26 protein-coding genes and 1 pseudogene are annotated in these 23,754 nt (G+C 57.5%); 20 read left to right on the forward strand and 7 right to left on the reverse strand.

From position 1 onward, the window contains the following. Positions 1 to 6: 6 nt before the first annotated feature. A complete protein-coding gene (locus tag PQR40_RS33845) occupies positions 7 to 741 on the forward strand; it encodes a DUF3726 domain-containing protein (RefSeq protein ID WP_408510774.1) in 735 nt (244 codons plus the stop codon). Beyond that, positions 728 to 1,153, forward strand: a complete 426-nt coding sequence (locus PQR40_RS33850) for a RidA family protein (protein ID WP_408510754.1) — start codon at positions 728 to 730, stop codon at positions 1,151 to 1,153. Before PQR40_RS33845 ends, PQR40_RS33850 begins: the two co-directional genes overlap by 14 nt. A 486-nt stretch (positions 1,154 to 1,639) precedes the next feature. On the opposite strand, the gene PQR40_RS33855 is transcribed toward PQR40_RS33850, so the two are convergent. Further along, the gene (locus PQR40_RS33855; protein WP_097396369.1) at positions 1,640 to 1,999 is read right to left on the reverse strand and encodes a helix-turn-helix domain-containing protein; all 360 of its coding nucleotides are present in this window, start codon (positions 1,997 to 1,999) and stop codon (positions 1,640 to 1,642) included. 459 nt (positions 2,000 to 2,458) lie between these two features. Here PQR40_RS33855 and PQR40_RS33860 point away from each other — a divergent pair, with 459 nt between their 5' ends. The 12 genes from PQR40_RS33860 to PQR40_RS33915 all read left to right on the forward strand — a co-directional run bounded on the left by PQR40_RS33860 (position 2,459) and on the right by PQR40_RS33915 (position 11,585). Continuing rightward, positions 2,459 to 2,863, forward strand: a complete 405-nt coding sequence (locus tag PQR40_RS33860; protein WP_408510755.1) for a hypothetical protein — start codon at positions 2,459 to 2,461, stop codon at positions 2,861 to 2,863. Between the two features lie 12 nt (positions 2,864 to 2,875). After that, the gene (locus PQR40_RS33865; protein WP_408510756.1) at positions 2,876 to 3,457 is read left to right on the forward strand and encodes an HAD domain-containing protein; all 582 of its coding nucleotides are present in this window, start codon (positions 2,876 to 2,878) and stop codon (positions 3,455 to 3,457) included. A 61-nt stretch (positions 3,458 to 3,518) separates the two neighbouring features. Beyond that, positions 3,519 to 3,773 (forward strand): hypothetical protein, encoded by a 255-nt coding sequence (locus PQR40_RS33870; RefSeq protein ID WP_408510757.1) that lies wholly within the window; start codon positions 3,519 to 3,521, stop codon positions 3,771 to 3,773. Between the two features lie 166 nt (positions 3,774 to 3,939). After that, positions 3,940 to 4,458 carry a 3'-5' exonuclease family protein gene (locus PQR40_RS33875; protein WP_408510758.1) on the forward strand — a complete coding sequence of 173 codons (519 nt, stop codon included), beginning with the start codon at positions 3,940 to 3,942 and terminating at the stop codon, positions 4,456 to 4,458. Between the two features lie 98 nt (positions 4,459 to 4,556). Then, positions 4,557 to 5,573, forward strand: a complete 1,017-nt coding sequence (locus tag PQR40_RS33880; protein WP_408510759.1) for a helix-turn-helix domain-containing protein — start codon at positions 4,557 to 4,559, stop codon at positions 5,571 to 5,573. A 138-nt stretch (positions 5,574 to 5,711) separates the two neighbouring features. Further along, a complete protein-coding gene (locus tag PQR40_RS33885; protein ID WP_408510760.1) occupies positions 5,712 to 6,149 on the forward strand; it encodes a hypothetical protein in 438 nt (145 codons plus the stop codon). 133 nt (positions 6,150 to 6,282) lie between these two features. After that, positions 6,283 to 7,494, forward strand: coding sequence for an MFS transporter (locus PQR40_RS33890; protein WP_408341219.1), 1,212 nt, complete (start codon positions 6,283 to 6,285; stop codon positions 7,492 to 7,494). A 362-nt stretch (positions 7,495 to 7,856) separates the two neighbouring features. Beyond that, the gene (locus tag PQR40_RS33895; protein WP_408510761.1) at positions 7,857 to 8,390 is read left to right on the forward strand and encodes a hypothetical protein; all 534 of its coding nucleotides are present in this window, start codon (positions 7,857 to 7,859) and stop codon (positions 8,388 to 8,390) included. 115 nt (positions 8,391 to 8,505) lie between these two features. Further along, the gene (locus tag PQR40_RS33900) at positions 8,506 to 8,718 is read left to right on the forward strand and encodes a hypothetical protein (RefSeq protein ID WP_408242257.1); all 213 of its coding nucleotides are present in this window, start codon (positions 8,506 to 8,508) and stop codon (positions 8,716 to 8,718) included. A gap of 273 nt (positions 8,719 to 8,991) precedes the next feature. After that, complete coding sequence (locus PQR40_RS33905; protein ID WP_408510762.1) at positions 8,992 to 9,918, forward strand: hypothetical protein; 927 nt, start codon at positions 8,992 to 8,994, stop codon at positions 9,916 to 9,918. A 267-nt stretch (positions 9,919 to 10,185) separates the two neighbouring features. Further along, positions 10,186 to 10,500, forward strand: a complete 315-nt coding sequence (locus PQR40_RS33910; protein WP_408510763.1) for a hypothetical protein — start codon at positions 10,186 to 10,188, stop codon at positions 10,498 to 10,500. A 608-nt stretch (positions 10,501 to 11,108) separates the two neighbouring features. Then, complete coding sequence (locus PQR40_RS33915) at positions 11,109 to 11,585, forward strand: hypothetical protein (RefSeq protein WP_408510764.1); 477 nt, start codon at positions 11,109 to 11,111, stop codon at positions 11,583 to 11,585. Positions 11,586 to 11,661: 76 nt separating this feature from the next. Here PQR40_RS33915 and PQR40_RS33920 read toward each other — a convergent pair whose 3' ends face one another. After that, positions 11,662 to 12,669, reverse strand: coding sequence for a zinc-dependent alcohol dehydrogenase family protein (locus PQR40_RS33920; RefSeq protein WP_408510765.1), 1,008 nt, complete (start codon positions 12,667 to 12,669; stop codon positions 11,662 to 11,664). 93 nt (positions 12,670 to 12,762) lie between these two features. Here PQR40_RS33920 and PQR40_RS33925 point away from each other — a divergent pair, with 93 nt between their 5' ends. Continuing rightward, positions 12,763 to 13,680: a LysR family transcriptional regulator gene (locus PQR40_RS33925; RefSeq protein WP_408510766.1), complete on the forward strand. Its 918-nt coding sequence runs from the start codon at positions 12,763 to 12,765 to the stop codon at positions 13,678 to 13,680. 405 nt (positions 13,681 to 14,085) lie between these two features. Here the strand turns inward: PQR40_RS33925 and PQR40_RS33930 are convergent, their stop codons facing one another. After that, positions 14,086 to 15,273 (reverse strand): MFS transporter, encoded by a 1,188-nt coding sequence (locus PQR40_RS33930; protein WP_408341221.1) that lies wholly within the window; start codon positions 15,271 to 15,273, stop codon positions 14,086 to 14,088. A 72-nt stretch (positions 15,274 to 15,345) separates the two neighbouring features. On the opposite strand from PQR40_RS33930, the gene PQR40_RS33935 reads away from it, so the two are divergent. The 3 genes from PQR40_RS33935 to PQR40_RS33945 all read left to right on the forward strand — a co-directional run bounded on the left by PQR40_RS33935 (position 15,346) and on the right by PQR40_RS33945 (position 18,250). Continuing rightward, positions 15,346 to 15,915 (forward strand): CGNR zinc finger domain-containing protein, encoded by a 570-nt coding sequence (locus PQR40_RS33935; RefSeq protein WP_408510767.1) that lies wholly within the window; start codon positions 15,346 to 15,348, stop codon positions 15,913 to 15,915. Positions 15,916 to 16,785: 870 nt separating this feature from the next. After that, on the forward strand, positions 16,786 to 17,058 hold the full coding sequence (locus tag PQR40_RS33940) for a hypothetical protein (RefSeq protein ID WP_408510768.1): 273 nt from the start codon (positions 16,786 to 16,788) through the stop codon (positions 17,056 to 17,058). A gap of 388 nt (positions 17,059 to 17,446) precedes the next feature. Further along, complete coding sequence (locus tag PQR40_RS33945) at positions 17,447 to 18,250, forward strand: helix-turn-helix transcriptional regulator (protein ID WP_408242115.1); 804 nt, start codon at positions 17,447 to 17,449, stop codon at positions 18,248 to 18,250. A gap of 55 nt (positions 18,251 to 18,305) precedes the next feature. Here the strand turns inward: PQR40_RS33945 and PQR40_RS33950 are convergent, their stop codons facing one another. Together PQR40_RS33950 and PQR40_RS33955 are read right to left on the reverse strand one after the other, a co-directional pair. After that, positions 18,306 to 19,382 (reverse strand): MFS transporter, encoded by a 1,077-nt coding sequence (locus PQR40_RS33950; RefSeq protein ID WP_408510769.1) that lies wholly within the window; start codon positions 19,380 to 19,382, stop codon positions 18,306 to 18,308. 378 nt (positions 19,383 to 19,760) lie between these two features. Next, positions 19,761 to 20,333 (reverse strand): carboxymuconolactone decarboxylase family protein, encoded by a 573-nt coding sequence (locus PQR40_RS33955; RefSeq protein WP_408510770.1) that lies wholly within the window; start codon positions 20,331 to 20,333, stop codon positions 19,761 to 19,763. Between the two features lie 955 nt (positions 20,334 to 21,288). Between PQR40_RS33955 and PQR40_RS33960 the strand changes: the two genes are divergently transcribed. Further along, positions 21,289 to 21,627 (forward strand): helix-turn-helix domain-containing protein, encoded by a 339-nt coding sequence (locus PQR40_RS33960; protein ID WP_408510771.1) that lies wholly within the window; start codon positions 21,289 to 21,291, stop codon positions 21,625 to 21,627. 15 nt (positions 21,628 to 21,642) lie between these two features. Next, a pseudogene (locus tag PQR40_RS33965) lies at positions 21,643 to 21,795 on the forward strand (acyl-CoA dehydrogenase family protein); the annotation flags it as partial. Positions 21,796 to 21,810: 15 nt separating this feature from the next. On the opposite strand, the gene PQR40_RS33970 reads toward PQR40_RS33965, so the two are convergent. Both PQR40_RS33970 and PQR40_RS33975 read right to left on the reverse strand, forming a co-directional pair. Further along, entirely contained in the window at positions 21,811 to 22,734 is a 924-nt protein-coding gene (locus PQR40_RS33970; RefSeq protein WP_408510772.1) for a dioxygenase family protein, read from the reverse strand. Positions 22,735 to 22,863: 129 nt separating this feature from the next. Then, a complete protein-coding gene (locus PQR40_RS33975; RefSeq protein WP_408242127.1) occupies positions 22,864 to 23,652 on the reverse strand; it encodes a dioxygenase family protein in 789 nt (262 codons plus the stop codon). Positions 23,653 to 23,754 lie beyond the last annotated feature (102 nt).

The following is a 23,754-nucleotide window of genomic DNA, read 5'->3' on the forward strand; positions in this document are numbered from 1 at the left end:
GTGAAAATGGCAATTAACGAATTGAGCTCATTGTGCCGTAGCGCGCTGGAAGGCAGCGGCTGGGCGCAAGGCGACTATGAGGACGCTGCGCAAGCTGCGGTATGGCTGCAGGCGATGGCCTTCGACGGCATGGATGCAATCGGCGCGCTGCTAGGCGCTGCGCGGCAGGAGACATACTGCATCGAGCCGGCGCTTGCGGGCGCGCGGGACACAGGCGCACAGGGAACCACATCCTGTGCCGGGTTCGCTGGCTGCCTGCTCGCATTTGAGCTGGCGTGGGCGCGGGCAACGCGGGCTGGCGTGGGCACCGTGCGCGTATCCAATGCGTTGTCGCCGCGTTTGGCCCTATATGGCCTGAAGGTCATGTGTGCGCGTGGTCGCCGGTTCGATCTTTCGTGGGCAGACGCTGCAGGCCGGCATTTCGCCACCGCTTCCGGACACGACGAATATCCAGACTACCTGGGTTTCAGCGCCGAGGCAACGACCACGGCGCCGGAACTCACAGTCTGCTGCATGGCGGACGAGGCGGCATCGAAGGCATCACCTGCCAGGGACGTGCCGCTCGCCGGAGCGATCGATCAGGCGGAACTGGAGGCGCGTTATCGCGACGCCTTGTGGCGCGGCATCGAGGTCCATGCTTCGGATCTCGACCGGTTGATTGCGTGGAAGGACAAGGTGCTTGTCCCAGCCACGCAGGCGTCGCGAGAACACGGTGCTGGAGGCGCGGATGACGGATTCTAAGGTGCACGCGGAGCGTGCCGGCAACGTCGGCGTAATCAGGACCGGTCTGCCGGAAAGCGCCACGCAGCTTTTTGAATGGGCGGTCCTCAGCAACGGCACGCTCTATACGGCGCAGATACCGGTGGGCACCGATGGTGTTGTCGTTGCGGGGGGTATCGAGAAGCAGGCACAGCAGGTCTTCGAAAATTTGATGCAGACGCTCGCCTCGGCCGGCGCGTCATATCGTGACGTCGCGCAGATTCTCATCTATGTTACGGATCGGGCGTGGTTGCCGGCCGTCAATGCAGCATATCGGGAGCATTTCTCGGCGCCATTTCCAAACCGCGCATCGTTTGTCGTGGCCGGCCTTGCTCGTGAGGATATGCTGATAGAAATCGTGGCGTATGCCTGCGCGACACCTAACCATGCGTGAGGCCGCAGGCGAATAGAGGGGACGGGGAGATTCGAATCACTTCTGGAGAATTCCTGGCATAGTCTTCGTGTGTGTGCAGAGCGCGAAGCTCTTCAGACCTTCGGCTGAGTGGTGATTGCGGGTCGAAAGGACGTATCGGCAGAAGTTGGGGCCGGACGTTCGCCGCGGGGAGGCGTGAACGTCCGGAATGCGCACGGTGGCCGCCTCACCAACGCCGATATCTGAACGTTTGCAATGGCCGAATTCCCGCCGACCACTGAGTGTCGCAAACTCGGCCAAAGCCGACGGGGACCGCTTGCCGATTTTCTCTGGAAGCGGCGTGTCTATAGCGTTTAAAGCCTTTGTGCCGGCGCATGATATCGCTTGCGGTTGCGGCCCCCGCCTGTGCGCTGATCAATCAGTTTGTCGTGGCGAATTGCTGAGCCGCGCGGTCGCCAACGGGCTGTGATTCACGTCACCAGCCCGGCGCGCGGATAACGGCCCGATTCAATGTTTTCGCCGTCCAGCTGGTTTGGCTAGTCGCTCGCAAAGTTCTGTCAGGACACCGGTTACCCAGACAAGGTCCTCTTCGCCAAGCTTGGCCAGATGTTCATTGAGGGTACTCTCCGCATCAAGAGCTCGCGGGGAACTCGGTCCTATCAACTTCGTGAGAGGAACCGCGTAAAGATTTGCGAGGGCAATCAGACGGGGTAGGGTTGGCCAGTTGGTACCTCGCTCAAATCGACTAATGGTTTCTGAAAACACGCCCAACTCGGATGCGACCTCGTCCTGCGTCAGGCCGGCTTCGGCTCGGGACCGGGCCAATGCACGACCCAGCCTCCGGGCAAACTTTTCTTCATCAATCATTGCCACCGGGGCATCACCTCATGTTGAAAGTCAACATGAATCCTCTACTTACCGGTCCGCTCTGGTAACATCACAAAATGTTGAGTGGCAACATTTAATGTTGATTTTTAGCGCTTTCCGGTATTCGGAGGCTGCCAGAGATGGCAAATGGACGTTTTTCTGCCTTTGCGGCAACGCTCTGCGGTCAGCTTTAACGACCGGTCGCTGTCGGCCATTGTGTGCCTTGTGGAATGGCGCAGGTCATCTCTGCACGTCTCGCGGGGTGCCAGCGCCGGGTCAGGTTTCGCGGACCGTCTGTCGGTGGTTCCTCATTTCGGTGTTTGCTGCGACGCCGGCCTGTTTGGCGAGCAGTTCGTTCGTAATGTAAGTGTTTGAGGTAGTAGCTGCATGTTTGTGACGAGTGAAATTAACCGTGTGCCTCGGTCCCAAGTACCTTTCGGCGGATTGCCAGGCAAAGGTGTGTGGTCGTCGGTCCAGCAACTGATTCCGCGGGACGTCCTGATTCTCCGGGTATCGCAGGCGCGATCGCGGGCTGTTCCGACGATCGTGATGCTGGATCTGCCTGCAAACGCTGCGACGCTTGAGCAGTTTGTCGGAGGAGACGTCATTCTTCGGGGCGCCGCCGTGCTGAGCACACAACTGGCACACGAGGTCGAGCGGTGGACGCTAGATCCGGTGAGTGAAATCCGGGTGGGGGCGACCGAGTACGAACATGGCGGCGAGGGCAAGCAACTGCTCACTGTGGCCCGGTTCACGACCTCGGCGGGCCGAACGTTCTCGGTGCCGTACGCCCTGGCGACACAACCTGCGCGCGGTCGGCGGCTCTGGCGCGCAAAAGCGTCGGGCAAGCCGGCCAGTCGTTGAGCGGCGCTGGCAATGGACGCGCATAGGGGCGTGGGACCGGGTTTGCCCCGGCAGTCGATGGATGTGCTGCCGCGCTGGCAAGGTGGTTCCGTCATGTATCTCGATCTCGATGGAGTCCTTCACCCGGAAGACGTGTGGCGTCGTCCAGGTACCGGACCGTACGTCGCGAGCCCCCCAGGGCATGTAGTGCTTGAACACGCGGCGCTACTCGAGCGCTGCCTCAAGCCCTATCCCGAATTGCGCATCGTGCTGTCAACGAGCTGGGTTCTGGCGTTCCGCAGCGTCCGCAAAGTTGCGCGCCGTCTGCCGCCGGCACTGCGCCGACGCGTGATCGGCGCGACTTTCCATGGCCGGATGGACCCGGTGTGGTTCCGGTCCATCCCGCGTGGTGTCCAGGTGTGGAGCGATGTGTGCCGGCGTCAGCCCGAAGCGTGGCTTGCGCTCGACGACGATGATGCGGGCTGGCCGGCGGTGTGCAGGGATCACCTGGTGCGAACTGATTCGGTGCTGGGCATCAGCGCGCCGGCGGTCCTCATGGAGTTGCAGATGCGGCTCGCCGCGATGCACTCATGGGACGAAGGCTGGCCGTGCTAATCCGCCTTATCGCGGCAAGCATGCGATTGTTCCCACCCGGTGCGCATCCTCTGGAGATGACATGAGCAGGCACAGGAAACCGCCGGGACAGCCGCCCGACGAGACAGCCGCGCAGCTACGTGCGCGGCTGTGGCGCTTCGCGCTTGCTACCCGCGACGATGCTACCGGGGCCCCCACGATTCCGTTTCCCGAGCACGTGACCGTACTCGCCGGGCCGCTGCGGAGGATCCGCCGCCTGCGCCAGGACGGGATTTGCGGGCAGCCGGAAGCGCCTGCAACCGCAGACGGTCCGCCGGAAGACGGTAGTGCAGCCTGAGCAGCATTGGGTCGTCGGGTTTTGATGGCGCGGCCATGAGAGGTGATCTGGATGCACGCGGGGCATCCAGCCGCATCACCGGGCCGGGGATCCGGGAATGCCGCTGCGGGGCGGGATGCGATCGGGGCTGCACGCTGCGGGCCCGCAAAAGAAAGAAGAACAGGACATGACGGATACATCCTTTCACGGCGCGCTGCTCTGGCCGCTGCCGGCCGAGCAGCAAGGTGGCTCGAATAGCCGCTATTTCATTGACACGGAATACACCGATTTCCGGCATTGCCAGCTGGTCAGTCTCGCCATCGCTGGCGAGAACGGGGATGAGTTCTACGGCGAGCGTACCGACTTCGATCTGGCACGGTGCAGTGATTTTGTCCGCAAGATAGTGCTGCCGCAGCTCGGCCAGTTTGAGGGGCGTGCGATGCCCTTTGACCGGCTGCGGGAGGCACTGCGCGCATGGCTCGGCAGCGTACCCGGCGACTCCGACCCGATACTCTGCTACGACTGCGAGACGGATCTGAACCTGTTCCGGTTCCTGCTGGGTGGCCCTCTGCCGCGCGGCTGGCGGGTCGAAAATATCGCGGGCCGTCGCGACCGGGAGCGGCGCGCTGAATACTTCGCCCGGCATGGCGGCGAGCACCACGCGCTGCATGACGCGCGGGCCAACGCGTACGCTTTTGCTGGCTGAATCCAGCGGACGTGAGCCGGCCGCTGGAAGACTAGGCTTCCGGCTCGGACGAAACCAGCTTTTCGATGAAAAATTGCAGTGCCAGGCAGGAGACCAGGATGACCGGAGGCCGTGAGTGGATTCCACGATCCGACGCACTGCGGATCGCGCAACGCCTGCGTGAGCGTCGCAAGGCGTTGGGATTGACCCAGGCTGAACTCGCGGCCAGGGCGGGCGCGGCGCAATCGACCCTGGTACACTGGGAGAAGGGGAGGTGGCCCGACACTATTGCTGCAGCTATGGTGAATGCGCTGGATGCAGCCCTGCGGGCACCGCAAGGATGGCTGCTCAGTCATGCCGTGCAGCCGTTGCCGGTTCCCGGGTTCAATGCCGGAAGTGCAGTGGCCCAGGACGGACTGAGTGATCTCCAGGCGCGAATTCCCCCGGCCCGGTGCCGGGAAATCGGCCCTCACGCCAGGCGGCTGCGCGAGGAGCTAGGCCTTTCGGTTGCGGAAGTGGCGCGCGTCTGTGCGGTATCAAATCCCACGTTGTTGCAGTGGGAGCAGGGGACGTTTCCGAAGGCGCTTACCGCGGCGCGTCTCCGCGCCTGGGAGCGTGCACTCCTGCTTGCGCCGGATCAGTTGCTGGCGCCTCCGGCGGCACATTCAGGGTTGCGCGATGGCAGATGGCGCGTGGTCGTAGAGGCTCAAACGCTCGAAACCGCAATCCGCCGCGTCGCGGAATGTCTGGCCACCCGCGGACGCAACCTGGTCACGCCGGAGCAGCCGCTGGATACAAAAGCCGTTCGTAACGCCGACCTGCTTGCGCACCGCTACGGCATCGGCGCGCATCGCTGGCCACTGGTCGACGTCGCCATCGCGTACGGGATCACGCTCTCGCACGCGCACCAGACCACTGCCGGAATGATCGTGAGGGCGGCACAGTTCGAGTTTGACATCGTGGGCTGGACGCCATCGCGGAGGCCAGCGCGGCAGGGCTTCCGTCGACGACCGCTGTCGCCGATCGCCGTATGCATGATTTGCTCGGGCCGTCGCTGTCTATGGAACGCGCTGAGGCATTCACCGGCGAGATATTGTCCCGGCGAATCGCCGGCGCTGATGCCAGTATGGCGATGACCTGCACCAGCATCCCGAAGTAAGCGGCGAATTTTCCGTTGAACGCGCAGTCGATCGCGGATATGTAGGAGTCCTCTATGAGGTGTGCATTCGCAGGACTGCTGTACCGAATGAGAGAGTCATCAAAAGGAGAAGCAGATGCTTCGCGTCACTATTGAGTTGCTACCCGGTGGACGGGAAAGCGGAAAGCGTATCATCGCGACGGCGGATATCGCCCGGGTGAGTGGCGGGGCGCTCGCGGATTACCGGGTAGCCCTGGAAGATGCGGTGCTCGGTGAGGTGGGCGGGCGAGCTATTGTGCGCAGTTATCCGAGATGGGCGAGCAGTGTGTGGAACCTCGTTGCGCGCTGTCTTGCCGCTGCACTGAACGAAGGTCGCGAAGAGTTGCCACCGAGACCTGCGAAACCGGAGGTGACGGTTCGAATGAACGACGCAGGCTTCCGTTACGTGCGTCTGGATGAGATTCCCAAGCCTGCCAGGACATTTTTCGACCGGACGCTGGCCGGTTCGGGCATTCCTGATCACGGCTGCGCTTACGCGCACGACTGGTTCGACTTTCTCAACGGCCAACGCTGACGCAAGAGGCACTAATCGGCCAATTTGAGACGTTCGACACGGTTTTCTGGATCGTCGACAATGTGAGTCGAGCGTGCTCAAAACCGGTTAGTCACAAGCCGTGTCCCAAGCCCTATTCATGACGGACAAGTCGATGCGCATACCTCTATCTGACAGAAGGGTCGCGATCCCACTTTTTGTGTTGTCTGTAACGCAGATAATCGGGTGGGGAACCGTAGGCTTGCCATCGATCGTCGGAAGGCAGATGGCCGGCGATCTGAAGATGGACATTTCGTCTGTCTTCGCCGCCAACTCGGTACTGTATGTTGTCATGGGGCTTTGGGCTCCATTTCTGGCCAAAGTCTTTGCCCGGTTCGGTGCGAGGCGTGTCATGATCGGCGGCACGATTTTGTCTGCGCTCGGTTTCCTCTTGCTGGCGGTGTGTCGTGGGCCTTTGTTGTATTTCTCTGGCTGGGTGACGCTTGGAACAGCGGGTAGTGCCACGCTCTCGACAGCGGCCTATATCATGCTCAACGAACTCACCGGACCGAAAGCGAAACGCGCTATCGGCGGCCTTATGCTGATCACCGGGTTGGCGAGCAGTATTTTCTGGCCAATAGCATCACTACTGGCGAAGGCGGTCGGATGGCAAGCGACCTGTACGGTTTATGCCGGAATGCTGATGTTTATATCCCTCCCGCTCTATGTGTTTGGGCTGCCAGCGACGACGGCACCCATCAATCAACATCTGCACCTTGGCTCCGACGCGACAACCAGCGCACCTACACAGAAAGGCACGTTCTACCTGATTGCGGCGGCGATCACATTGAATGCATTCGTAACCTTCGGCTTCAGCGCAATATTCTTCGAACTACTCAAAGCTGTGGGATTGCCAGCAATGCAAGCGGTAGCCTTTGGTTCTGCACTCGGAGTAATTCAGGTGGGTGCGAGGGCGGTGGATTTCCTTGGCGGAGCCAAGTGGGACGGCATTTCGACAGGCATTTTTGCAGGAATTGTTCTTCCGTTTTCGATGGCGTTGCTCATGTTGGACCACGATTCGCATACTGTCGTCACGATTTTTGTCCTTCTCTACGGTCTAGGCAGCGGAGCACTCGCGGTCGCACGTGCAACGATACCGCTAGTGTTTTATGACAAGGTGGATTACGCGTCGGCGGCATCGCGCATCGCGCTCCCTCTGAACGTGATTTCCGCAGCCGCGCCGCCTCTTTTCATTGCACTACTGACTCGGCTTGGAAGTGCGGTCTTGTTAGAGGTGGCCATCCTGTGTTCGGGAACTGCATTGATTCTGCTGTTGGTTCTCACACGTCGAAGACCCGCGTTGGATAACGCCGCGCCGGCTGCATGACATTTGAAGTTACGTTCGGACCGTCAGCCGCCGATGCTCGCAACGTCCGCTATCGAGACGTGTCGGGAGACCGCTCTGGGTCGCGTGCCGACGATCGCGACTGCGCGCGATCGGGCAGTCGATGCCAGCTGCATGAGGCGGTGATCGGCTAACAAAAGACACTCGATCGTATGGTCTAGAAGGTCGACAATCGGCGTTGATTCGCAACGGATACGCCGTCAGCGTCGGGAAGAAAAGCCGCCTCCGATTTGCTCGATCCGGCGAATACTTACCTTTCCCTTGGCAGTGGAGGGTTATCACTCGCCGTGCGAAAGCATCGCGTAGACTCGCGCGACATTAACGCTAGCTTCAGGAAACGCGAAATGACGCGGCTACGCCAATCGATCGAAACTTACATTCTTGCTAAGGATGGGAACCGTCCGCATCTGATGTCCCATGCATTCGCTGCCGACGCCAAACTCGTGATGGATGTCAGAACGGCAGAGATATCATTTCCGACTACGGTGAAAGGGCTTAGCGGAATATCCAACGCGTTGGTAAGTCAATTCGCGCAACGCTACGAGAACATTTATACATTTTGCATCGGAACGCCGCCAGGCAGCGAGACTACGTTTCGTTGCGACTGGCTCGTATGCATGACGGAGAAACTGTCCGGTGCGGCGCGCGTGGGTTTCGGCGAGTACGAATGGCATTGTCGCGATGAATCCGGTCTGATCTCGAATCTCAAAATCACGATCGAAGAGATGAAAACACTGCCGTGCGAATCGGGTAACTCGATCCTTGCATGGGCCGCGATGCTCCCTTACCCGTGGTGCCCGCGCGATCTGCCATTGCAAACCGCGCCGAATATCCTAGCAACTCAAGAGATTGCGAGACACTTAGCGGGTTGCAAGTGATTATCGTCGGGCTCAGTGCGGCCGGAAGCAGTCGCTCGACGTTAGTATTTGAATCGTTGATAATCGGTTCTCGTATGAATGCGAGGCATCACGTGGAGCGACACAAGATCGACACATGACTTCCAAACGCACAAAATCGCGGCTAGCCGGCGAACTCGATCGCTTCGTGCAGCAGTACGCGCGCAAGGCTCAACCCGCAGAGCCGAACGACCGGAAATACGACCGAAAGCTAGAAAAGAAAATGAAGCGGCTTTCCCCGTCTGCACTATCTGACCTCCTTTCCGAAGGCGAGCAGGAGCAAGATGAGCCGGGGCACAATGAAGGCTGAGAGCGGCCAACAAGAGACAGTCGACTCCGCTACCCCGATCGCTGACAATCGGCAGCGAGGCCATATAGCGCGCTTGAGTTGGAATAACGAGCAAGCTGACCAGATTAGCCTGCGCATATAGAATGCAGACTCTATTGCCAGAACCGATCGCCATCGATGACTAAACTAAAACAGATTTCGGTTAGGTGTTCTCTTGCGGCTCTTTTGATGACCTGCATGGCAGGTGGCTGTGCGACACCCACTCCAGTTCGATATTACCGATTCGATCTCAGTGTGGAAATCAACCAGAAAGCATATAACGTCGCATACAACTGGCATTGCACGCGGGTGTTAGATGGCCCGAATTTTGGCCCGGGAGGGCTTCTAAAGGCGCGATGGGAAATTTCGCCACCGTCGAATCTTCTCATTAGAGACATTGGTAACGGCGCAATCTTCATAGTTGCTCCGCCCAGCTATTGCGGCGACGATTCAGATCAGACGACCATCCCCAATTCTCGTGATGAATTTCCGACCATTATGGTCGCGGATTCTGCTGACAGCCCAACATTGATCCAGAGGTTCGTGCGCGAAAAACCAGTCGGATTGGGTTATAGCGTTCGTATAAAAGCAGGCCGAATTTCGCAACTTTCGTCGGCAGTTCCAGACTACGAACCCTCAATTGAGGAAAAGAAAGTCTTGCGGCAACTGCTAGCCTCTACGAGCACCTATCAGTCTGTCTGGGCGAGAATCCTCCCCGAACCAATCTGGGCACGTTCACTTGCTTTAAGTACGTACTTTGAACACGCAACAGGCATTCAAGTCGCCCCCTCGCCGACGCGCATTCGAACGAACATTGTCGGGCAAGATGGCCGCAATAATTTTTTCCCTGTAGATCAAAAGGGCATTTTTCCGCCGCAAGGCTTTGACTATGCTTCTTATACGGTTCCTCTTAGCAAAGTCGGAGACGAATGGGTCCTTCCGCTCAGGCGGGAAGCGGATCAGGCATTGACTTACGTGTTGGGCTCTCCGACCTCGCACCCCGATGGGGGCGATTGTGCTCGCATCAATCCATCTCCAATGGCTCAGGTAAATTACGATGACACGAGAGTGCTGGTAGCAGCATCACAGCAAATTTTTGATAGTCGTCGAAAGCTGCTGATTCAATTAATAAATAGCTGCCGGTCTCTCCGTTCGATCCTCACGATCGACAGTCGCAGGTAGGAGGTTCGAACGCCCGCTTGTGAGAAAGCTGGTGGTCTCTTCGGGGTCGAACTCGGTCGGTCGTCATCTGGCTGAGTTCGGCCAACTGCGGTCATTCGACATCGGCCCTCAGACTGTCGACAATCAACGCTGTTTTCCAGGTACAACCGGGTACAAGGAACGATCAGCCGGTACGGGCTAAACTTTGGTCGGCGAAATGCCGTTAAGCCGAAGTGCCGATAATATCAAAGAGGGAACGCAATGAAACTGCTAGTGCTATGCGGCGCAGTGCTCGCACTTGCCGGTTGCACCGATACGGGACCGATAAAAGTTGGTCCTGACACTTACATGATTTCCACGCGTGTTCCTTTCGGCGGTCCTGCTTCGGCCAAGGGTCAAGCCTTGACGGAGGCGAATGCCTTTTGTGAGTCGAAGACCCGGGAAATCCTGCTCGATCACGAACAGTCAAGCGAATGCGCGTTGCACGGCGGTTGCGGCGAAGCTGAAATCACTTTCTATTGCCTGACGCCCGACGACCCGCAGCTTCAACGCCCGAAGTTCAGGGCCGAAGCGAATCAGCGTATCGAAATCCAACAGAAGTAACTGATTTTCACGAAAACAGAACAATGAAAAAGACCTGCACTGCGATGCTCGTTCTCGCTTGTCTAACCACAGCGTGCTCAAGTACGGGCGTCGTGCCGATGGACGGTGATACATACACCGTGTCCAAGCGAAGTGCGCAAGTCGGATTCGGTCCCGCTGACGGGCCGAAAGCTGACATAAACCGCGAGGCAAACGACTTCTGCGGGAAACAAGGTAAAAAGGTCCAAACCGTGTCATTGCAAATGACCGATTCCGGGTTCGCCCGACCCGCCAGCGCTTCGTTGCAATTCCGCTGTATGTGAGAGGCGAAACGGCCTATAAATGTCTCTTACGGAGGAGGCTGAGTGTCCTTTTCGGGTCGCGTGCTGCCGATCTCAGCATGGCGAAGTTGAAGCCATGTATGCCCATTGCATGAGACGGCGCCCGGCCACCTTGAGACATTCGACACACGAGGCAGTACGGTTGACAATCGGTATGCGGTGCCAGCTAAGAAGGATTGGCCGCGTTAGCTCTACGCGGCACGCGCTTGTGTCGGTTGCCGACTGATAGTCCAGGTCCACCGATGCGAAAATCAATGTATTTGTTAATCCCAGGAAGCACCGAAGAAAATGCCGACAACAAAATTTAATCTTCGCGAGAGCGTTCCGATTCTCAACAGGGATGCCCCGGCAACTACAAAAATTGCCGCCCTTATTTATCTGATTTCGTTCTGCATGTCCCTGCATCTGTTAATCAACATCATCTCTGCCGCGTATCTGCTCTCATTGAAGGATTTTGCTATCTCCCCCAAGGTATCGGGTAACGCTTTGAGGAACCTCACACTCTTCACAGCGGCGGCGATCGCAGTATGGGTACTAGTGAAAGGGTTGTTGATTGCGAACGTATTTTTTCGACGCCGCTGGGCAAGGAACGTGCTGTCGGTCATAACGCTACTCATCTTTTTTGTGATCCTCCTGACCCACTTAGCGCACCCAGAGAACGCGTCGGTGAATCTAGGCAATAACCTTGATCATGTCGCCGAGGTCGCAGCGGTGATATTGCTTTTTGCGCCGAAAAGCACAGCTTGGTTTCGATCCAGGACATAGACACCGACGCAATTTCAAGCTATCGAACGTCTGCTTTGTAGAGAGTTGACAGGCCGGTGAGGGATAAAAAGCAGCCTCAGGCATCTAGATCGATCACCACTTTTCCGAAATGAGCTGCACGTTCCAAAAATCGGTAGCTTTCGATCGCATCCTCAAACCCTAATACACGGTCCACGACGGGCTTGATGGCCGCCGTTGCCATCGCACGCGCTGCATCTGCCAAGTTTGCGGTTGATCCCGTGTTATTACCAACAATCGTTAAGGTCTTGAGATTGATAGGAAGGATAGGAATCGACAGTTCCATGCCGCCGATAAAGCCCACGACAAAGATTGTCCCGGCGATGGCTGCTGCGTTCAGGGAGCGCGGAAACGTGCTTGCTCCGATCGTCTCGACGATCAGGTCCGCGCCAACCCCATTCGTCGACGAGAGCACAATTTCGTCCCAAGCCGGTGTCGACTGATAATTAATCGTCAAATCTGCACCTAGCGCGCGAGCACGTGCCAGCTTTTCGTCCGACGACGAAGTAATGATGACGCGCGCGGCCGCCGCCTTGGCAAACTGCAACGCGAACAGGCTGACCCCGCCCGTGCCGAGTAGAACGACTGTGGATCCCGGACGAACACGCCCCGTGACAATTGCGTTCCATGCTGTCGTTGCGGCAATCGGAAGCGTGGCGGCTTCCGCAAAAGTGAGCTGATCGGGGATCGGGATCAAAGACGTGGCGGGGACCACCGCATAGTCGGCCAGCGATCCCGGCATGGTGACGCCCCGCATGCGCCTCGCTGCCGCAGACGTCAGCGGTCCGGCGGCCCAGTCGACCATCAGACCAGGGACGACCCTGTCGCCGACGGCCCAGCCTTTCACACGATTGCCGATCTCAACTATTTCGCCCGCGCCATCCGTGCCTGGAGTAAAGGGTGTGCTGCGACTCCCCAATCGCCCCCATGCGACCATCAGGTCGAGATAGTTCAGGCTAGCGGCACGCAAGCGAATCAAAACCTCGTCAGGCTCCGGGCTCGGTATTGGCATATCGACACGCTTCAAGGAAGCAAGCGAATGGTCAGTCAGGTTGAAGGCGCGCATGGAAATCCCCGGTTGACAATGGAGGGGATCGTAGCAGCGCCCAATCGCTATAATTCATCGCTAGAACACAACATTCCTGCATGTGGCGCACCAATGAACAGCAACGAAGCAGACCAGACCGAAGCCTTCCTTGCTGTTATGGAATCGGGAAGCTTTTCGGCGGCGGGACGCAAGATAGGCCGCGATGGGTCAGTGATCTCCCGGCGGATCGCGGCGCTCGAAGCACGTCTCGGCATCCGCCTGCTGGAGCGTTCGACGCGCCGTGTGGCACCTACCGAAGCGGGCATCCGTTTCCGCGATCGGGTCCATGAGGCGATGGACATGATGCGTGCAGCCGAAGACGAGGCGAGGGCCATGGCCGCATCGCCCACGGGTCTATTGCGTGTGAGCCTTCCTTTGGCCTTTGGACGTATGTGGATTGCACCGCGGCTTCCTGAATTCCTCGCGCGGTATCCGACGCTCCGCGTCGAGGCGAGCTACACCGACAGGTACGTCGATCTTATCGCCGAGGGATTCGATGCCGGGGTGCGGCTCGGTGAGATGAAAGATAGCCGGCTGATCGGACGCCGCATTGCGATGACGCGCCGACTGATCTGCGCGACGCCTTCCTATCTTGACCGACGACCCGCGCTGACGGAGGCGGATGATCTGCTGCGCCACGACTGCGTTTGCTTCACACGACTTGCTACTCATCCAGTTTGGCACCTGCAACGCAACGGCAAGAGCCGCGCTGTGCGAGTCTCGGGCCGCCTGGAGACCGACGACGCTGAAGCAGTCGTTCAGGCAGCGCTTGCCGGCGTGGGTATCATCATGGCGACTGACTGGCTCGTGGCGCGCGAACTCGCCGATGGCCGGCTGGTCCCGGTGCTGACGGACTGGACGGTTAGCGGCGAGGCCGGCGTTAGTGTTGTGCGGGCATCCGTCCAACATGAGGCTGCCAAGAGTCGCGCGTTCGTGGAGTGGATGGCGGAAGTTTTTACAACTCCGCCGTGGCAAGAGGCGGTTCGATGAGCAAAGCAAGGCTCGCAGTACTTGATTTGCCGCAGTTCCCAGTGGACGAATCGTCTGCAAATCGAATACTCCAGTACTCGTGGACCATGCACGCTACGTGAATAGACTGAATATTGGCGGCCTCATTGCATTTCTGTTTCGGCTTGCTTGGAATGACCGCTTTCGAGGAAGGTCTCTGTCTCTTGCGGGTCGAGGCCATATGCAAACGCATGCTGAATGCGGCGATTCCAAAAATCGCCCCTTCAGATCGCTCCATACTGGCTTGGCAGCAACTCGGGAAGGGTAAAACGACACCCGATAAACCCGAGTACTTTTGCGTTTACACGCGGCCACATTCAAGCTTGCCACCCAAATTAGCGCTCTCTGCCAGCTTTCGGTGAAGGTCGCTGTGTTGCTACCGCAGGCCTACTCCAGCGACACTTGGCGCGGAATTGTCGGAAGTATCAGCGCGGACGCTGCAAATCCGATTGCACCGACGCTGCCGAATATCGTCCACGTTTCGAGCGACGTTCCGTTCAAAATAAGCCAACTACCCGTGTAGTAACCGGCGGTGCCACCGAGTGCCCCCGCAGCACTCAGCATCCCGAAGAACGTTCCTTGGCTTCCGTCGATAGCCAACGATGCTGTCATGGTTTCCAGCGCTGGGAGCATGATTGTTTCGATGACCGTGTATCCGGCGATAAATAAAAGGAACCAACCGAGACCGTCGAAAGCAGCCACACTGGTGAAGGCAATTGCAGCAGCCAGGTAGGCATACATGGTCGAGGTCGCTGGATTCATCCGGACGAGCCAGCGTTTCGCGGACAGCATGAATGTCAGTCCGATTACGCCGTTCACAACATAGACTGCGGATGCCGCGTGCGGACCTGCCAGGCGCCCGGCATATAGTGGAAATGCGACATAAAGCTGCGGGAACAAAAAGAACCATGGAAGCGCAGTCACGATCAAGCGCCATAAGTCCCGGTTGGTTGCCGCCGAGCGGAGATTTGACAGAACGGGACGACGATCCGATGTTTCGAAAAGTTCGACCTCAAGTCTGAAGACGGCTGCGCCAAGCAAGCCGAACAAGAGGGCGCTTCCAGTGAACGCGAATCGGGCATCTGCTAGCCCCGCGAGTCCGCCGATTATCGGGCCAATCGCGGTTCCCATGTTCAACATCTGGTTGTTGGCAGCGAACAGCGCGGAATGCGATGCCTTCGGCTGCCGACCGAAAATCCCGTACAGACCACCCTCGTAACATGCAACGCCCGAACCGGCCGCGAAAGCAAAGCATACCCAAGCGCTTACGTCCTTCGTGACGGCGAATCCGAGAAATCCCAATCCCCTCAACAAAAGCCCCAACGCCATCATTCGCCGGGAGCCGAACCGATCGGCGACCGCACCGGTCATCAGCGGCAACATCTGGGCGGAGACCAGATTCGCCGACATCACTGTGGCAAGCGCGGCAGCACTGAAATGCAAGGTCATCGACATGTGGAGCGCAAGAAGCGGAACGGTCATGAAGTGCGACGCGTTCATTACGCCCTGAATCCGCAACAACGCCCAGATGTCGCGTGAAAAGGTCGGACCGGTCGAATGGGTCTTGGTGAACATCTTGCGTCCTTGTAACCACTGTAGTATTTTGATGGTTACGTAAACTCTTTGACTTTGCAACACGGAGACGCCATGCCCGACCACAATCAGACTGCACCAGGCGAGCTCGAAGTCGTGCGGCGGTTCATCAACACCTTGTCGATTCCAAACGACACGCGTGAAGAAAGAGACGCACTGCCTGAATTGGCACGTGTACCTCAATTGTGGCGCAATGAATTTCCGCACCAATCTCGATCGCGAACCGACGCGCTGGGCAGGCTGCAACGGCTGCGCGCCGATTTACGCAGTGCATGCCATGAGAAGGGCTCTAGTGAGGAGGCACTGAATGAATGGTTCAGTAGCGCTGCGCTGAGCGTGAAAACTCGATGGATGGGTGATGCCACGAAGTTGATTATCGAATCGTCGGAAGCTAGCTTCGTTGGTTATATCGTGGCTGTAGTGGCAAATGCCATTGCGTCGGGCGAGTGGGCGCGTCTGAAGACGTGTCCCGATTGCCAGTGGGCTTTCTATGATCACACGCGCAACGGCAGCAAACGCTGGTGCGGTATGACAAAAGGCGGTCCAGACGGTCGGGCGTGCGGCACCATTGCAAAAGTCACAGCGTATCGCGCCCGTGAAGCAATGAAGGCTGGCGTTGCCTGACGCGATGCTTTCCGACTGATGGTTGCTACTCGGTCAGTCATCTGGCGGGCCATCCTCAATCAATTTGAATGTCTGCATCGCGGAAAGCTGACCGTCCCTTGTGGGTCGAAATGGGTCGGTCATCATCGGGCAGAGTTCGGGCGGAGAGCAGACATTGCCCCCATCAGCTTGCCCTGTGCGCCGGTGTTGACCACTCTGGCGCGATGCGAAGGGGTAGCTCCCTAGTCGGAAAACCACGACCCGTCAGCCTCGGCAGGACGAATTCGGGCATGGGAACATCCTTGCCCCCGAAGAACGCCGCTCGCAGGAGTTGCTGAGTTCCTCTACCACCTACTGCCTGCGTTCCCGCAGGCGATAGATGTGGAGGCAGATCGCAATGGTCGAATGCCTCGGTGGTCCCGACGAGAATTCTGCAATTGTGCGAGGCAGTTCTCCCGGGTTGAACCTGCACCAGGCGGGCTTTTCCCGGGTTCGTCAGGAGACGGTTCTTCAGATTGCCGTAGGCGTCGATCGGCTCGGCCCACTTTTGGCGGTGCCTTTCTTTACGACAGGTGAATGCGCAAAGGTTTTTTGATCATGGGTTGAAAGACGGGATTGAAGAAAAAAGACCCGATTCGAATAATTAGGTCCGTGCACTATAGGCGAAAAAAAAGAAAAATTTCCGGAGAAGGATGATCTATGAGTATTGCAAATGAAGTAGTGAAAAAAGGGAATAAAAAATCAAAAAAATCGACCTTTACGAGATGGAATTCCAATTGTATTACCGACCCGGATCCGACGGCGTACGCGACTGCCAAAAGGCGGCCCTGCCCGTAAACAAGCTCGATTCGACGATCACGTTCTGTGCTAAATCGGTGGTACTGGCAACCCATGAATTATGTCCGCTTCATCGCCGACTTGTATTTGGGTATGCTGCTTACGAGTAGAAAACGTGACGCAATCGGGCAGGAGGATGTTGCGCTCGTTGGCTTGGCCCGGTGGTTTGGGTTCGCCCAGCTGTTAGCTCAGATGCTGATTCATCTCGGCACCCATTGCGCGTTCGACGAGTGGCTTGTTGAACGCGAGCATCAGGTCTTCGACCTTGGCCGGCGTCAGTGTCCTTTCGTCTTAACAAAACGTATACGCTCGGAAGCCTTCTTTTGACGTGGTCATTGTTGGTGGGAATTGATAATAGTAGATGGATCGAAAAGGCCGTTGCACTCGGCAACGTTTAGCAAACGCACGTTGCGTGGATACAATACGTTGGCGACGTAATTTCATAAAATTGGATGTGCGTATTACACGAGTCGACCAACGCTCTTTGTGTAACCCGATTCTCGCGTCCGTTGAGTCAACCGTTGACCTGGTGACATCCCGATTTGCGGAAACATGTCACGGCAAAACCGACAACATCGACACGACCGAGACAGAGACAATAGCCAGTGTGTGTTGCATCCCGATCGCAATAGATCGGAGGGTATGGAGGCAGACAGGGCATCTTCTGTTTGCATAACCGATCGGCTGCCTTCGGATTCAAACAGAGGGACTAGGAATGACGCATGCCATTGCCGCTCGCGAGCACGTAGGAGCGACGGCCCACGTCTCTCACGCTCACGAACTGCTGACGACGCGGATCCGGCTTGAGAATCCAGCGATCGTTGTGATCCTTCGAGGATGTGCACGCGTGCAGTGGGGAGGGCAGGAGCATGTCCTTGAGTCCGGCCGCGCAATTGCAATAGCAGCGCAGCATACTTTCGATGCCTTCAAAACGCCCTGTAACAAGACCGGCGTTTATGAGGCTCAATGGCTGACATGCGACGGCACCGTTACAGCCCAATATTCAGAAGGCCCAGTCAAGGGAACGCGGATCGGAGACGTTCACGCTCTGAAGTCGGGCGGAACTTCCTTTCTGAAGGCGTTCGCGCATGCCAGGGAAGGCATCTTGCGCCAGACTGACATTCCCACTGAGGTCGCGAGAATCAGAATGACCGAATTGCTCACGTGGCTCGACCACGATGGCGCATACTTCGGCCACAGTCAACGCCCTGCACTGGCGACGCAGGTGCGGCGCAGGATAGCGGATGAGCTGTCCACTGCGTGGACAGCTCCGCTTATGGCAGAGTCACTGGGTCTGAGCGAAGCGACGCTACGCCGCCGTCTATCCGCTGAACGCACGTCGTTTCATGAACTGCTAATCGACGTTCGAATGTCGAAGGCTCTCACACTGTTACAGGTCACTGACCTCTCGGTAACGCTGATTTCGCTGGAGATCGGCTACAGCAGTCCGTCACGGTTTACTGCGCGCTTCCGCCAAAAATTCGGTTATGGTCCTAGCGACGTACGACGGGCGGCGTAACAGGGTGCCGTTCGTGCGGTTGTCGACGCAGATCCGGCAGCGACGACAACCTATCCTAGTTCTTGGCGGATGATTGCAACAACGTGTCGGCCGGGACTTCATGCAACATGGCCTTCGACGTACCTGCCAGGACGGCGATTGCCCCACTCACGAGCAGTACTGCCATGAGATAGAGACCGCTCATGAACGAGCCGCTAGTCGACTTTGCCCAGCCCATCAACGTAGGGCTCACAAAGCCACCGATGAGTACGATGCTATTGATTAGCGCAATGCCGCCCGCGGCGGCTGAACCGGACAGGTAGGCAGTGGGGATAGCCCAGAAGACGAGCATCGCGGCGAACAAGGTGATTGTTGCCAGGGAAATCGCTGCAAGCGAGAGGGACAGGTTCCGAGTTGCGGCAGCAAGGAAGACCAGTCCGAGCGCGCCGAGGACACAGCAGAACGCAAGGTGCCGGCGGCGTTCCATTCGGATGTCGGAATGACGTCCGATCGAAATCATACCAGCAGCTCCCAAACCGTAGGGGATCATCGAGTACAGGCCAATCGAGAAGACATTGGCCACACCGGTACCCTTAATGATGATTGGCAGCCAAAAGCCGATCGCGTAGATGCCACAAATGATTGTGAAATAGATAAATCCGAGGACATAGACGACCGGATCCTTCAGCGCCTTCCCGAAAGTGTGTCCATGCCGGTCACTTGCAGGCAACTGTTCCGCGGACACGCTTTGCTCAATGATTTTCTTCTCACGCGTGGTCAGCCACTTCGCGTCGTTCGGCCTGTCAACAAGTATCGCCGGGACGGCCAGCCCCAGAAGCAAGGTGGGCAGGCCTTCGATACAAAACATCCACTGCCAGCCCTTTAGTCCATAGACACCCGCCATGGAACTCATCACCCAACCGGAGAGCGGACCGCCAATTAACCCGGCAACCGCTACCGCGCTCATGAAAATCGCAATAATGCGTGCCCGGCGCGAGCCGGGATACCAGTAGGTCAGATAGAGGATGATTCCCGGCAGAAACCCGGCCTCGAATGCACCAAGCAGAAAACGCACGACGTAGAAGGCGAGCGGACTGGAGACGAGCATCATGCAGGCGGAGATCGCACCCCAACCAATCATGATGCGCATCATGGATCTGCGGACGCCAATTTTTTCAAGGAGTAAGTTGCTCGGTACCTCAAAAAGAAAATACCGGCGCCAAGGCCGTAAGTAGCGTCACTGAAATCAAGGTCCTGCTTCATCTGCAACTGCGCGAACCCAATGTTGATGCGATCGAGATACGACATCATGAAGCAGACGAAAAGAAACGTGAGCAGATGTCAATTCACTTTCTGATATGTTGCCACGACCTCCTCGGCACTCAGGCCGCTCTCGCTCCACTTGATATTCCTCTCGCTAGCAACGTTCATGAATTGACTCGTATTTGCCGGTTCCTCGAAAGCATCTGTCAGTCTTATCCAATCCTTACCGCAACAAAACCGCCGGGCGTGTTTGAACATTACGCAGCGCTTACTTGTCGGCAGTCTCGGGTACTGGCACGTCGAAACCATTCAGTGTGACCGACACCATGCAGTACAAGCCCACCAGGTAGATGAATTCCGCGGTGCCGTCCTGACCAAATATCGCGACGGAGCGGTTGTAGGTCAAGGTTGGCAGTACGCCGCCGGACAACAGCGCTGACGCCAGGTCGTAGCCGATGCCTTCCTCGCTCGTCAGGTTGCTTGGCCGCTGGCCCGCGATGATCGTCGCGAGTTTTTCATCCGACAAACCGCGTAGTTCCGCGACGAGAACGTGCGCATAAATCTCGTAGGCGGAGTGAAATTTCGCGCCCGTAACGAGAATCGCAATTTCGCGCACGGGCCGAGACAATGACGGGGAGCTCGACAACGACTTGACCAGTTTCCAGACCGGGCCACCAAATTTCGGAAAGTGCAACCATGGGTTCCAGGGGCCAATCAACTTGCCGGCAGCGTCGATCGCCGTGAAACCCTTGAAGCTGGTTTCAATTCCCTTGCGCATGTCCTCGTAGAGCGGACGTTGTTCGGGATGCAGTTCGGAATAGGGAAGAAGCGGGAGGCGCAAGGTGTTCTCCGAAAAGAAGAAATGGGTACGTCTGGAAAAGCTCCCGCCGGTGAGCTCTCGCACGGCAGTTTTCCGAGTTCGCGAATGCATTGGTCAATGATGCGTCGAGGCTGATTTGCACGCGCTCCTGCTTCGGTCAAATACTGTGCTAAGTCGATCATCTCAACCCCTTGAAGCATCGCAAATGCGTCACAACAGCAAACTCATCGCTGTGCGCAATCGCTCAGACTTCGCCACTCAGGTGTGAACATGGCTGGCACTTTCGGCGCTTGCTTTGGCCCCGCATTGAATCAACGCGGGTGAGGCCGCGAAACGATGGAGTCGCGTCTTGTCCGCAAAGAATGCCGGATTAACCTCGACCGTACGGAGACGCATTCGGGATATCTCGCGTTGCTCGATCTTCCGGCCGTTGCCGCAATACCGTCTATGCCGGAAACGGGAGATTGGCCCCTGGCATAGTTAAAGCGCGCCAGGGCTGGTTACGGAGTTTTGCCCTGCCGCTGGAGTACGACGTCCATGCTGCTTGAGTGCCGCTACAGTAGCAATGCTGGAAGCGGAAACCGGCCCAGCGCCTATTCTTCGTCCAGAATTGGAGCTCGTTCTTGGCGGTAAGATCGACGCTCACTGCCATTACCGCGGCCAGGTTGTGACTGCCGGAATTTTAACTGTAAGAGTGGGGGCGCAGGTATTCCTGGTGGCAGGGAAAAAAAGGGATCTGGATCCCAGAAGGCACTCAACACGAAGTTATTGCATCGACGGATGTAAAACTTGGAAACTTGCGGATCTCGGGTTTTTTGGCCCCAAGGCTTTCTCGTTCTGTTTGCTCCATCCTGGTGTCTCCGCTCTTTGGTGAACTGGTAGGCAGTTCGGTCGAAGGTAACCAATGGTTTGGAGAGAATAGTCAGAAGGCCAAGATCATCGATCTTTTGGTATTGGAATTTCGTTTGTCGAGCGATTGGGTGTTCTCTCTTTTTCGGAACCTGTTGATTCACGGTTAAGGAGGATTTGCTTCGCACTCCATGGAGATCATGCAGATAACCGTTCTCTCGCTGAGTGGCCCCATTTCGCCAGGGGTTGCACGCGTACGCTAGAAAGACTGTTCCGAAAGGAAACGGGTCTCACGTTTTCGCAATGGCGGCGGCAATGGAGAATTCATGATTCGATTGTTCGCTTTCATTGTGGCCAGCCAGTCACTTCAGTTGCCAGCGATGCCAGGTATGAGAACGCGAGTTCGTTTATAGAAATGTTTCGCTGCGTGACCGGACGTATACCCGGTCAATTTCTGGATTCGTGACACCTTGCACGCACGGTTCTCACACATGAAGGCTTCGGCTATGCCAAGGAGTATCACGTCGAGGGCTATCTGCGCGAAGCAATGATTCCGCTCATCTCGCCGGTAAGCGGGGAGATGATTCTTTGCTACATCACAGAACGAGTACTCGACCTACCGAAGTCGTATTAGATCCAAGATTGACGATCAGGGCACAGGGCACATGGGGATGCGCATGACTCCTGGCTCCAGCCGCAATTCAACGTCGAGCCGATAAATGCCGTCAGGGTCTTGCTCGAATCGGCGCAACAGGGATCCAACCGCGCCAAACACCACGTCGGAGTAAGCGTTCGGATCGTCGGCGTCAAATATTTGCGTCGAAAGTGTCCTGAAACCTTCGGCAAGAACGATGAAATGCAGATGCGCGGGACGCATGATGCCGCGTCGTTGCAATGCGAGCAGGTCGCCGCACGGACCATCGACTGGAACCGCATATCCCGCAGGGCGGACACTCCGAAACGAGAAGCGCCCGAGCTCATCGGTCTCAAATCTTGCCCGCAGATTCATGTCCTCTTGGTGGGGGTCCTGATTTTCGTAAAGCCCTGCGGGTAACGCTTGCCAGGTTTCGACGCGAGCGTTGACAATGGGTTTCCCGTCCAGTGACAGTACGCGACCCGTGACGATCATCTTGTCACCCGGTGTGCCAGCGGCGGCGATATCGGCTCCGTACTCGCGGGTCGGTTGATTGGCGCGCCAGAACGGGCCGATTAGTGCCGGCTCGGCACCGCCGGCGGCCAGCGCCGTCTTGGCGTCGATCAAGCCGACCAGCGTAGCGAGTCCCAGAATGTCGGCGAGCAGGATGCCCTCGTTCTTTTCTGGGCCGGTTGTCTTGCCGATGCGAATCAGGAAGTCCAGACCGGGTTCGAGTTCCTCATATGCCAACTGAACCTCCAGCGCGAACGCATGCAAATGCCGTATCAGCGCATCCATAACCTGCTTGAGACGCGGATCCGCTGTTCGGTGATTGGCGGCCAGTACCGCTGCGAGTAGCGCTTGCGGCGTAGCGGGAATCGCTTGTTGTCGCCTTGTGTCGCCGAAAGCGATGGTGGGGTGCTCTGTGTTGTGTTCCAACTGCGCCTCCTATGCCAATTTGGATCATGCGATCGGTCTGCTCGCCGAGCGACGTGCTTACGGAGAAGAGGGCGGTCAAATGAGAAGATGCGCGTGTTCCTACCCATCGTCCCTGCTATTGCAGCGGCTTCAGTCCGGCATCAGGGCGAAGTCGTACCTCACCTCCCAATAGGCTCGTTGCAAGTGCCGGGCAGCAAGTTCAGATGCGCTGTCCTTCCGTCGCAACGGTACGACCAGCCCATCCCGAACGGCATTGGCAACATCGCTGTCAATATAATCACTTCCTTGAAAATAGATCTGTGAAGTCAATTCCTTGTAACCGGAGTGACGAAGCTTCACGTGCAGGTGCGCCGGTCGGAAGAAGTGCCGGCCCAAGACACTGAGAAGCCGGCCGGCTGGGCCATTTTTGGGGATCTCATACGGAGGTGGCAAGATGGTTTTGACCTCAAAGCGACCTTGGGCGTCCGTTCTAAAACGACCGCGCAGGTTCCAGTCGGGAATGCCGGGATGAATGTTGGAATAGAGACCGTCGGCGTCCGCCTGCCAGAAATCCATTTCCGTGCAGGCGAGTGCCTCACCGTCCGCGCCGGTAACGCAACCACTGAAGTACAGCGGATCGCCGCCTTCGTTGGGGCGCTGCGGGACGATATACGGCGGTTCTAGTGCGGGCGCGCCAGGTACGTAGAAGGGGCCTTCGATCGCCTGCGGACTTGCCTTTCGCCCGAGGTTGCCAATGTCGGTGGCCTCGGCCGCGAAAAATACATCAAGTAGAAGCGAGTCCTCGCCCGCCGTGATCGAACTGACCAGAAGATCTGTAGCGTGCCGGTACTCGTCATGTGTGATTTGATGCTTTCGAATGAAAACTAGCAGCGTTCGTTCTAGATCCTCGACAACGGTTTTGATTCGTTCGTCACTCATCTGACACACCTCCTCAATCGTAGAGAATCTGACAGCGAAGTCCGGCGTTCAGGTTCGCTCGAGCCGGAGTCGGACGCCGCCGGCGGGCAATCCCGATTACCC

Origin of the sequence: Paraburkholderia sediminicola (assembly GCF_046026855.1) — a bacterium.
In the GTDB taxonomy this organism is placed as follows: domain Bacteria; phylum Pseudomonadota; class Gammaproteobacteria; order Burkholderiales; family Burkholderiaceae; genus Paraburkholderia; species Paraburkholderia sediminicola_A.